Origin of the sequence: Planktothrix prolifica NIVA-CYA 540 (assembly GCF_963864145.1) — a bacterium.
Lineage (GTDB): Bacteria > Cyanobacteriota > Cyanobacteriia > Cyanobacteriales > Microcoleaceae > Planktothrix > Planktothrix agardhii.
The window spans coordinates 5,119,468-5,130,250 of the sequence record NZ_CAWLTW010000001.1 but is presented as its reverse complement, the minus strand read 5'-3'; the positions used below and the strand labels follow the sequence as shown (position 1 = coordinate 5,130,250).

General features: G+C 40.9%; 12 protein-coding genes. 10 read left to right on the top strand and 2 right to left on the bottom strand.

Annotated features, from left to right (window positions below; translation table 11 throughout):
• Positions 1–500 precede the first annotated feature (500 nt).
• The 8 genes from AC559H_RS22915 (at position 501) to AC559H_RS22880 (ending at position 8,420) form a co-directional block, all read left to right on the top strand.
• Entirely contained in the window at positions 501–1,019 is a 519-nt protein-coding gene (locus AC559H_RS22915) for a DUF4330 domain-containing protein (protein WP_026788635.1), read from the top strand.
• A gap of 145 nt (positions 1,020–1,164) precedes the next feature.
• The gene (gene bchM, locus AC559H_RS22910) at positions 1,165–1,857 is read left to right on the top strand and encodes a magnesium protoporphyrin IX methyltransferase (RefSeq protein WP_026788634.1); all 693 of its coding nucleotides are present in this window, start codon (positions 1,165–1,167) and stop codon (positions 1,855–1,857) included.
• 138 nt (positions 1,858–1,995) lie between these two features.
• Positions 1,996–2,412, top strand: coding sequence for a hypothetical protein (locus AC559H_RS22905; RefSeq protein WP_026794831.1), 417 nt, complete (start codon positions 1,996–1,998; stop codon positions 2,410–2,412).
• Between the two features lie 77 nt (positions 2,413–2,489).
• Entirely contained in the window at positions 2,490–3,254 is a 765-nt protein-coding gene (gene map / locus AC559H_RS22900) for a type I methionyl aminopeptidase (RefSeq protein WP_026794832.1), read from the top strand.
• Between the two features lie 31 nt (positions 3,255–3,285).
• Positions 3,286–3,588 (top strand): circadian clock protein KaiB, encoded by a 303-nt coding sequence (gene kaiB / locus AC559H_RS22895; protein WP_026788631.1) that lies wholly within the window; start codon positions 3,286–3,288, stop codon positions 3,586–3,588.
• Between the two features lie 164 nt (positions 3,589–3,752).
• Positions 3,753–5,315: a circadian clock protein KaiC gene (gene kaiC / locus AC559H_RS22890; protein WP_026788630.1), complete on the top strand. Its 1,563-nt coding sequence runs from the start codon at positions 3,753–3,755 to the stop codon at positions 5,313–5,315.
• A gap of 71 nt (positions 5,316–5,386) precedes the next feature.
• Positions 5,387–6,187, top strand: a complete 801-nt coding sequence (locus tag AC559H_RS22885) for a tetratricopeptide repeat protein (RefSeq protein WP_036833860.1) — start codon at positions 5,387–5,389, stop codon at positions 6,185–6,187.
• 109 nt (positions 6,188–6,296) lie between these two features.
• Positions 6,297–8,420 carry a DNA-binding protein gene (locus AC559H_RS22880; protein WP_026794834.1) on the top strand — a complete coding sequence of 708 codons (2,124 nt, stop codon included), beginning with the start codon at positions 6,297–6,299 and terminating at the stop codon, positions 8,418–8,420.
• Here AC559H_RS22880 and AC559H_RS22875 read toward each other — a convergent pair.
• Positions 8,391–8,726, bottom strand: a complete 336-nt coding sequence (locus AC559H_RS22875) for a type II toxin-antitoxin system HicB family antitoxin (RefSeq protein ID WP_081692279.1) — start codon at positions 8,724–8,726, stop codon at positions 8,391–8,393. The two genes, AC559H_RS22880 and AC559H_RS22875, sit on opposite strands and share 30 nt — an antisense overlap.
• 235 nt (positions 8,727–8,961) lie before the next feature.
• On the opposite strand from AC559H_RS22875, the gene clpS reads away from it, so the two are divergent.
• A complete protein-coding gene (gene clpS, locus AC559H_RS22870; RefSeq protein WP_026788621.1) occupies positions 8,962–9,255 on the top strand; it encodes an ATP-dependent Clp protease adapter ClpS in 294 nt (97 codons plus the stop codon).
• Here the strand turns inward: clpS and AC559H_RS22865 are convergent.
• Positions 9,252–9,464 carry a hypothetical protein gene (locus AC559H_RS22865; protein WP_036833858.1) on the bottom strand — a complete coding sequence of 71 codons (213 nt, stop codon included), beginning with the start codon at positions 9,462–9,464 and terminating at the stop codon, positions 9,252–9,254. The two genes, clpS and AC559H_RS22865, sit on opposite strands and share 4 nt — an antisense overlap.
• A 111-nt stretch (positions 9,465–9,575) precedes the next feature.
• On the opposite strand from AC559H_RS22865, the gene AC559H_RS22860 reads away from it, so the two are divergent.
• Positions 9,576–10,778, top strand: coding sequence for a DNA cytosine methyltransferase (locus tag AC559H_RS22860; RefSeq protein WP_026794835.1), 1,203 nt, complete (start codon positions 9,576–9,578; stop codon positions 10,776–10,778).
• Positions 10,779–10,783: the final 5 nt, after the last annotated feature.

Sequence of the window (10,783 nt, the reverse complement as noted above, 5' to 3'; positions counted from 1 at the left end):
CCCTTTCCTACTACCAGCATATTGGTATTTTTAGTGGATGTCTTACCTAATTTTGCCGTTTACTCTAACTCTGGCAACCTTGTAGGCGATTTTTGGGGTTGAGATTTCGGGTGCTAGGGGCCAGAGGTATTGTAGAAGACAAAATCCAGATTGATGTTATCTTTGGAGATTAAACGAGAATCTTTACCTCTATTTTGGCTTCTTAATCGCCTTTAAATTTAAAATTTTTGATGGTATAGCAACCGCCAAGGCAGTTAAGACACCAGACGGATCTTGGAACCCAGACGGTAAAGTGTTTTCCCCCGGTGTTCCCTCCCCCCCTAGCCCTGCGTGCACGGGGGGTTTGGGGGGGGCTGTTCCGGTGTTCCGGTGTTCCCTGCTATAACTTGACCGTGGGTTGTTCTGTTTGTCGCTGTTTCCTTGAATTTTTCCCTCTAATACAGGTTTGGTGTCAATCGACAAGGTTCAATTCTTTGCAAAACTTATTGTGTATTTGTTCTATGAAAATTTTAGATTCTCAAGGTCGTCTCTTTGGTAGGATTAGCATTCTCGATTTCGGTGCAGCTTTAGTAATTTTACTGGTGCTGTTTGGGATTTTCTTTTATCCAGGCACATCGGGTTCAGTGGCTCAAGTCGGTGTAACAACCCGCCCCGTGACCATAGATGTTTTGGTGGTAGGACTCAAAAGCAGTAACGCCAAAGAATTATTTAAAACCGGAGAAAAAACTAACTTAATTATTCGGAATCAACCCTATGGTCAAGTTACTTTGAATAAAGTCAATTTTTTACCCAGAATTATCCCCGTGACTCAACCGGATGGCACATTAAAAGCCCTACCTGACCCCACCGCCGATAATCTATTTAATAATAATTTGCTTTTAACCTTAGAAGGAAAAGGTCAAATCACCGAGACAGGCCCAGTTTTAGGCAATATCAAAATCAAAGTGGGTACTACCGTTGAACTTGACGGCAAAAACTACAACTTCAACGGTACAGTCATCGACGTCCGCGTTCAATAAACGGCACACTAATCCTTTGGGTAATGGGTAATGGGTTTTGGGTAATGGGTAATAGAAAGAGTCTGCCTCTCCTGATCCCACTGCCCCCTCTGCTCCCGTATACCTTACAATGAAGGTTTGGACGGAATTAATTTCAAACAAACCCATGAGTGTAGCAGACGAGAAAACCGTAGTTCGGGATTATTTTAATAGCACAGGATTTGATCGGTGGAGACGCATCTACGGTGACGGTCAAGTGAATAAGGTGCAACTTGATATCCGTCAAGGACATCAACAAACCGTCGATCAGGTCTTGGAGTGGTTAAAAGCCGATGGTAACCTGCCGGGTTTAAGCATCTGTGACGCGGGATGTGGTGTGGGTAGTTTGAGTATTCCCTTAGCAGAGGCTGGAGCCATCGTCTACGGTAGTGATATTTCCGAAAAAATGGTTGCTGAAGCCTATTATCGGGCAAAAGACCGCCTGAACGTGATCCAGAAACTCAGCTTCACAGCCCAGGATTTAGAAACCCTACAAGGTCGCTATCATACGGTGATTTGTTTGGATGTTTTGATTCATTATCCCCAAGATCAAATTCCTGAGATGATTTCTCATCTGTGTGCCCTAGCCGAATCACGGGTAATTTTGAGTTTTGCTCCTAAAACCTTAGCATTAACTATACTCAAAAAAGTTGGGGAATTATTCCCAGGGCCGAGTAAAACTACTCGTGCTTACCAACATAAAGAAGCGAATATTGTTAAAATTTTTAGTGACAATGGTTTTTCGATTCAACGACAAACTATGATCGGGACTAGCTTCTACTATTCCCGGTTAATTGAAGCAATACGCAATACGGATTAGGAGACACAGAAAAGGGAACAGACAACAGGCAACAGGCAACAGGCAATAGGCAATAGTTTGCTCCCCCTGCTCCCTGTGTTCCCCCCGCTAATGCGGCTTTAATGGTGTTCCACGCTCTCTCGGTGGGGAGGAAAAACGATGCAGTTCCTGAAGGTAATCACAGCGAGTTTATTAGTTCCGGTAGGAATGGGTTGTTTATTAGCGATCGCCACGGAATTAATTAATCCTAATTCAACTGCTGATGGTAGACTCAGTATTATTTTAGGGGGATTAATTTTAGGTTTACCTTCCTTGGGAATTGGGGGATGGGTCGCATGGGAATGGTATCAAGAACGCCGTCAAAAAAATCAAGCTCGTTCTCGACGGATTAGTTCCATCTTTTGGCATTTAGTTAAAGTCCAAGGTGGAGAAATTAGTATCCAAAAATTAGCTCAATATACCCATTTATCCCGACTCGAAGCTAAATTATTTTTAGATAAAAAATCTCAAGAGTTAAATGGCAAATTTGAACAAAAATCAAACGGTGAAATTATTTATCATTTCCACGTTGATTAGTATTTGTGGTTATTTTTATGATACCGTAGTAGAAACGCTGATAACCTGCGAGACACATCCAGATTTTTAACAAACAAATGGGCAGTGAAACAATTGTTCTTTTATCCAGTCGAGAAATCGAAAAAATGCGCCAAGCCGGACGTCTGGCGGTGCAACTGTTAAATTATCTCGAACCGATGATTCAACCCGGGGTGAGCACCCTAGAACTCAACGATGAAGCCGAAAACTGGACACAGGAACATGGCGCTCGCAGTGCCCCATTGGGCTATCATGGATTCCCCAAATCAATCTGTACCAGCGTCAATGAAGTCATCTGCCATGGTATCCCCAACGCCAAACAGATTCTCAAAGACGGGGATATTATCAATGTCGATGTTACCCCCATCCTAGACGGCTATTATGGTGATGTGTCTCGCACCTTTTTTGTGGGGACGCCTTCGGCCATTGCCCAAAAATTAGTCGAAGTCACAGAAGAATGTTTAAGGCGAGGAATTGAAGCCGTTAAACCCGATGGACGGGTGGGGGATATTGGGGCGGCCATTCAAGAATATGCCGAAGCCCAGGGCTTTTCCGTCGTCCGAGATTTTGTCGGTCATGGGGTGAATACGGTATTTCATACCGCCCCCCAAATTCCCCACTATGGAAAACGGGGAAAAGGAAAACGTCTACGTCCGGGGATGGTCTTTACCATCGAACCCATGATTAATGAAGGGACTTGGGAAGCCCAAGTTTTAGACGATGGTTGGACGGCTATCACCAAGGATCAAAAACTCTCCGCCCAATTTGAACATACCGTTGCGGTTACAGAAACAGGTGTGGAGATTCTCACCCTAGCAGACTAAGTGGATGTTACTTATTAACCCCTAAAAATCTATGAGCCCTCTCCAAAAAACTTATGTCCTTAAACTCTATGTGGCTGGAAATACGCCTAATTCAGTCCGGGCGTTAAAAACCCTGAAAGACATCTTAGAACAGGAATTTCAAGGGGTTTATGCCTTAAAAGTGATTGATGTGCTTAAAAATCCTCAACTGGCGGAGGAAGACAAAATTTTGGCAACCCCTACCCTCTCCAAAATTTTACCTCCCCCGGTGCGGAAAATTATTGGGGATCTGTCCGATCGCGAAAAAGTCTTAATTGGGCTTGATCTTCTTTACGAAGAACTAATGGATGAATGAAAATAGCCCTCAAGTTCCGGTATTTACCCCTATACAATAGTTTCTCAATTTGATCACCCCATCTCCCGCCTTTGTAGGTTGGCTTGGCGGGGGAGTGTCAATGTTCCAGATTTTGTGGTAAATGTAGCATTATTATCAGCTACGTTTTTTAAAATTTAAAATTTATGACTGAAAGTTCTCAGGATATCGAAAGTAATGAGCGCAAACTAACCGGGGTGCAAAAAATCCGCACCATGATAGAGGGATTTGATGATATTAGTCATGGGGGAATGCCTATTGCTAGAGCTACTCTAGTTAGCGGAACGTCAGGTACCGGAAAAACCTTATTTGCAGTTCACTTTCTCTACAACGGAATTGTCTATTTTGATGAACCAGGGATTTTTATTACCTTTGAAGAATCACCCACAGATATTATTAAAAACGCTTCTAGTTTTGGATGGGATCTGCAAAAATTAATTGATGAAGGGAAACTATTTATCTTAGATGCTTCTCCCGACCCAGAAGGACAGGATATAGTCGGAAATTTTGACCTATCCGCATTAATTGAACGGATTCAATATGCTATTCGTAAATATAAAGCTAGACGAGTATCAATTGATTCAGTAACAGCCGTTTTCCAACAATATGATGGTGCTGGAGTGGTGAGACGGGAGATTTTTCGCCTGGTGGCGCGACTGAAACAGGTGGGAGCCACTACGATTATGACAACGGAACGAGAGGCTGAATATGGCCCCGTGGCTCGGTTTGGGGTGGAAGAATTTGTCTCCGATAATGTCGTAATTTTGAGAAATGCTTTAGAAGGAGAACGACGTCGGCGCACGGCGGAAATTCTGAAATTACGGGGAACCACCCACATGAAAGGGGAATATCCGTTTACGATTACTAATGATGGAATTAGTATTTTTCCCTTGGGTGCGATGCGACTTACCCAACGCTCCTCTAATGTTAGGGTTTCTTCTGGAAATACAACCCTGGACAAAATGTGTGGGGGTGGTTTCTTCAAAGATTCGATTATTCTGGCGACCGGAGCCACGGGAACAGGTAAAACTTTATTAGTTAGTATTTTTCTGGAAAATGCCTGTAGAAATGGTCAACGGGCGCTGTTATTTGCCTATGAAGAATCCCGATCTCAATTATTTAGAAATGCGAGTTCCTGGGGAATTGATTTTGAAGAAATGGAAAGCAAAGGATTACTGAAAATTTTATGCAGTTATCCTGAATCTACTGGTTTAGAAGATCATTTGCAAATTATTAAATCGGAAATTTCCGATTTTAAACCTGATCGAATTGCGATTGATTCCTTATCAGCTTTAGCGCGAGGGGTGAGTAATAACGCCTTCCGTCAATTTGTGATTGGGGTGACTGGTTATGCTAAACAAGAGGAAATTACGGGATTTTTCACCAATACAACCGATCAATTTATGGGGTCTAATTCTATTACAGATTCCCATATTTCAACGATTACCGATACGATTTTGATGCTGCAATATGTGGAAATTCGTGGGGAAATGTGTCGGGCGTTGAATGTGTTCAAAATGCGGGGTTCCTGGCATGATAAAGGGATTAGAGAATATACTATTAGTGAGAATGGCCCGGTAATTACGGATTCTTTCCGTGATTATGAACGGATTATTAGTGGTTCTCCTAGCCGAATTTCTGTTAATGAAAAGAATGAATTATCTCGAATTATTCAAGGAGTTCAAGGGAGAATTGATTTGGATGAATAAGTTGTTAAGGATTTAAACTATAGCCATCCTAATTCGTAATTCCCTATTCCCTGTTCTGATTAATACCTAAAATGCGTTGGTTTCACCGAATTATAGTTCTATTTTTCAGTATCCTGATTTTTACTTGGGGAAATATAACCCCCCTAGGGGCTGAAAATCAATCCCTATCTTCTGATCTGGATACCTTACTTGAACAAGCATTTACCGCGACTCAAAAGGGTCAATTTTCCCAAGCAGAAACCTACTGGACTGAAATTATTGATCAATATCCTGAAAATCCGGCGATGTGGAGTAACCGAGGCAATGTTAGAGTTAGTCAAAATAAACTAAATTCGGCGATTTCTGACTATAATAAATCTATAGAATTATCTCCTAATTTTCCTGATTCCTATTTAAACCGAGGGGTAGCTTATGAAGGTTTAGGAGAGTGGGAAAAAGCGATCGCCGACTATAATAAAGTATTAGAAATTAACCCTAATGATCCTGTGGCTTATAATAATCGGGGCAATGCGGAAGCGGGATTAGAAAACTGGTCAGCAGCCCTTTTAGATTATCAGACCGCCAGTGATTTAGATAAAAATTATTCCTTTGCGCGGGGAAATTATGCTTTAACATTATATCAATTAGGAGAAACTGAATTAGCCCTAAAAACCATGAACAATCTAGTGCGTAAATATCCTAATTTTGCCGATATGCGTGCCGCCCTAACAGCCTGTTTATGGGATATTGGAAAACCAGGAGAAGCCGAAAGTAATTGGGTAGCTGTAGTGGGACTTGATGCCCGATATAAAAATATTAATTGGGTAAAAACCGTTAGAAGGTGGCCCCCAAAAGTAGTCACCGCCTTAAACAATTTTCTCAACCTAAAATAGTTGTTGGGCTTTAGCCCATTCTTCTAGGGGCACTCATCCCAACAACGAACCTAAAACGCTATGCTGGAAGTACGATTTATCAGCGCAACGGTTTTACCCCCAACTTGCTATGCGGCTGCAACGCCAATTCAACGGACAAACCATCACTCTCGATACCCACACCCCTCTAGGGAGTGGGGGGGAAGGACGCATCTATGGCATATTAGAAGATCCGAATTTAGTTGCCAAAATCTACCATAAACCCAACGACGAAGACGCCGAGAAACTCACCGTCATGTATAACTATCCCCCAGCAACGGCGATGGTTTCCCCGGAAATGACGGCGATCGCTTGGCCCGTTGACCTGCTGCATACCACCGATAATAAGCGCCAAATTGTCGGTTATTTAATGCCCCGGGTGCATAAAGCTACCCCAATTCATATTTTTTATACCCCTAAAAGTCGCCGGGAACAAAAGCCTTTATTTAACTATTTATATCTCCATCGTACCGCGTGTAATTTAGTCGCTTCTATTGCCGATTTACATAGTAGTGGATATATTATTGGTGATGTTAATGAATCTAATATTTTAGTTAGTGATACTGCTTTAGTAACCCTGGTTGATACCGACTCCTTTCAAGTTAGAGATCCCGATACCGGGTTAATTTATCGCTGTCCCGTGGGAAAAGCCGAATTTACCCCCCCAGAACTCCAGGGACAAGCCTTTCGGGACTTAAACCGTACCCCCGAACAGGATCGGTTTGGACTGGCGGTATTAATTTTTCTGTTATTGATGGAAGGGACTCACCCCTTTTCCGGAGTTTATCAAGGCAGTGGCGACCCTCCAGCCATTGAGTCTAGGGTGCGGGCGGGTCATTTTGTCTATGGCACAAAACAGGTTCCCTATCAACCCATGCCCTATGCTCCTCCTTTTGAAATCTTGTATCCAAAATTGCAACAATTATTTATTCAATGTTTTGAAACTGCATATAATAATCCCCAAGCTAGACCGGATGCGAAAACTTGGTTAATAGTATTAAAAGAAGCCGAAGCGAATTTAATTACCTGTAACCAACAATCAGAACATCGTTATGGTAATCATTTAAGCCATTGTCCTTGGTGCGATCGCACGGAAAAATTAGGAGGGCGCGACCCATTTCCTTCCCGTTTAGCAGTCAAACAAAAACAGAATTTACAACCCCTAAAACGTAAACGAAAAAGAGTTTTAAATAATAAACCTATTCCGGTTAATAATCGTCCTTTATTCACTCCGACAAACCGTTCTATTTTTGCTCAACCAACAGCTAAAAAAACCTTAGTTTTGCCCCAATCTCCTAATTTTTATCTCCAAAATTTATTAGGTAATATATTTGAAGGAGTTGTCTTAGGCGGGTTGTGGGGAACGTCAGTTTTATCAGCAATTATTGCCCTAATTGTTGCTTTTGTGCAAGGAAAAGAAGCAATTATTGGCGGGTTAATGGTGGGGGCAATGTGGGGAGCATTTATAGGGATAGTAATTAGTGTGTATCTCCCTCCACCGGGGGGATTAAACCGAGTATTGGCGTTAATTGTGGGGGGCTGGTCAGGGATTTTTGTGGCGGCGGTAATTGCCGGATTAATTTTAGGAGTATGGAACACCGAACCCCTAATTGGTCAAACCTTAATGTGGGGGGCTTTAATGGGCATGGTTTGGGGTGCGGTTTGGCATTTATTTAAACCTCCTTTATCCTTACCTCATATTGGACGATTATGGGGGAGACGTGGGGCATTTGTTGGGGGAGTTTGGGGGTCATATTTAGGAACTTTAGGGGGAGTTTGTTTAGGAATTTTAGCTGTAGGTTGGCAACAATTTGAACTGACTAATTCTAATATTAATTCTACCTCAAATTCCTCGGAAATTGCCCTAAGAATAATGGCAACGGCGATTGTGGCGGCGGGTGTGGGAACTATTGGTGGAAGTTTAGCCGGAGGGTTATTTGGAACTGTTGGAGGCGCTCCCAGTTTGCCTTTATCCCTAAATTTATATGGACGAAGGGGAGCTTTTATTGGGGCAATTTGGGGTAATTTTTTAGGGGCAATTTCTGGAGCAGGTTTAGGAGTTTTAGCCGCAACAAGTTTTGCTAATTTTTTAGATACTTCTGCAACAACAGGCACAACTTCTTTATTAATTGGTTCAATTATTGTATCGGCTGGAATTGGCAGTATTTGGGGGATGGTTTCCGGTTTAATTTGGGGAGCTTTTGGCAAACTTTAAGGGTTGTTGTTGTTTGTTAGTCGAAGTGTTAATTCTATTGAAAGTTTTATCAGGAATATGAATCACTAAAAATGCGATCGCATCTTGATGATCACTATCGCTTAAAATTGTTTCTAGGGAACTGGGAACTGGAATTTCATCTCCATCAGCAACCATTAAATTAATATGACCTATTAAGGCTTCTTGAGCTATAATTTGTGTGGCTTCTATAGTTTCTTCCGCAGTAATACAACCCGGAAAATCATAAAACTGCACTCCATAATCACTGTCAGTATCTTTATGAACAGTAGCAATATAATAAGTCATTGTATCATTTTCTCAATTAGCAACTGCATCTGGATCATCACCAGTCCTTAAAATCATTTCTAACCAATTGACAACCACAATACTCATTTTAAGGTATAATGATTCTAAATCACTTCCAAAAACCTCAATCATTCAGGTTTGGGTTGAGAGGATAAAAAATTATTGTTTAATTTGTATTGTGTTTGAAATTGGGGTTATTGATATGAATATGGGAATTTTAGCATCTATTCGCGGCATGGCAAGTTCACCCACTATTGCACCAACTCGCTCTCGTCAAACTGTTAATCAAACCTATCCTAATTATAAAGTCATTGTCTTGAACGATGATTTTAATACCTTTGAACACGTTTCTAATTGTTTGATGAAATATATTCCTGGGATGACCGCCGATAGCGCCTGGGAATTAACAAATCAAGTCCATTATGAAGGTCAAGCGACGGTATGGGTTGGCCCCCAAGAACAAGCGGAATTATATCATCAACAATTAAGTCGAGAAGGGTTAACAATGGCGCCTTTAGAAAAGGCTTAATATTGATTAAAATTAACGGAATTTGATAGTATAAAATACCTAATTCTGTCATCAATTTGCCATATAGGGTCTTTTCCAGTTCCACCAAATTTTGCAGGTCGGCGAAATGGTGGTAAACTTTCAATTGCAAGAGAAACAGACATTCCTTTTGTATTCCTGACTGCAACAGTAACAATTTCTCCTCGAAAATCACGTTTGACTCCATTCATTTAAAAAAGTCTCATAGGCGTGATTAATTCTTTGCATAACAGCGATCGCTTCTGATTTAATGTTATGATCAGGATGATATTGTTTTGCTAATTAATAATAGGCTGGTTTAAATGGATTTACAGTTATCTTTATTTACCACTACACAAACAGAATCTACTGCTAAAAAACAAAAACAAGCAAAATTAGGTCGCTATGAGAAACTTCAACGGCAACTATTAAACACTCAATCTGATCCCTATCAAGTTTTTATTGATATTGATAATCAGCCTGTATCCTCATTTAACTATAACTTTATCGATCTTTTTTGTGGTGCAGGGGGATTTACTCAAGGTTTAGTTCAAGCAAAATTTAATCCTGTAGCCAGTGTTGAAATTAATCCCATTGCTTCAGCAACTCATCAAAAGAATTTTCCAAGTTGTAATCATTTTTGTGGTGATATTCATGAATTCAACCCAATAAAATCTTTGGAAAAATTGCATTTACCCCCGATTCATCTTGTTGTGGGTGGCCCTCCCTGTCAAGGATTTTCTGTTGCCGGAAAACGAAATCCCGATGATCCCAGAAATAACTTATTTAAACAGTTTATTCGTGTTGTGTCCGAAATTCTGCCTTGGTACGTTGTGATGGAAAATGTACCGGGTATTCTAACCCTGAAAAATGGAAAAATTAAACAGGAAGTATTTGAACAATTTCAAGCCATAGGTTACTCAAATATTTCAGTTGTTATTCTTGAATCTGCTGCCTATGGAGTCCCTCAAATTCGACCTAGAGCGATATTTATTGCCAATCGATTTGGACTTCAAAACCCTTATCCTAAACCTCAACTTTTACCCGAACAATATCAGCCCATTGAATCTGTTATTTCTGATCTTCCTGAGTATACACCCATTCCTGAAATTAATCATGAATGGACTCGCCATTCTCCTGAATATATGCAGCGAATTGCACAAGTTCCCCCCGGAGGTTCTCTCTATGAAACTTATCTTGATGCGTTCAAACGTCAATATCCAGGTAAACCCAGTATGACCATAAAAGAAAATCACGGTGGAACCCATATTCATCCCTATCTTAATCGAGTAATTTCTGCTCGTGAAATGGCTAGATTACAGTCATTTCCTGATTCTTTTATCTTTGAAGGAACGATGAAAAAAGTGATGTGGCAAATTGGAAATGCAGTTCCTCCCCGTTTAGCAGAATGTATTGGATATGCTCTTATTCCTTATTTAGACAGTATTAGTTTGAGGAAAGAGAAAGAGTTATCAACTATTCCAAAAACTTCTGAGATTCAACTTGCTTTAAAGTTGCATTTCTGATGTTA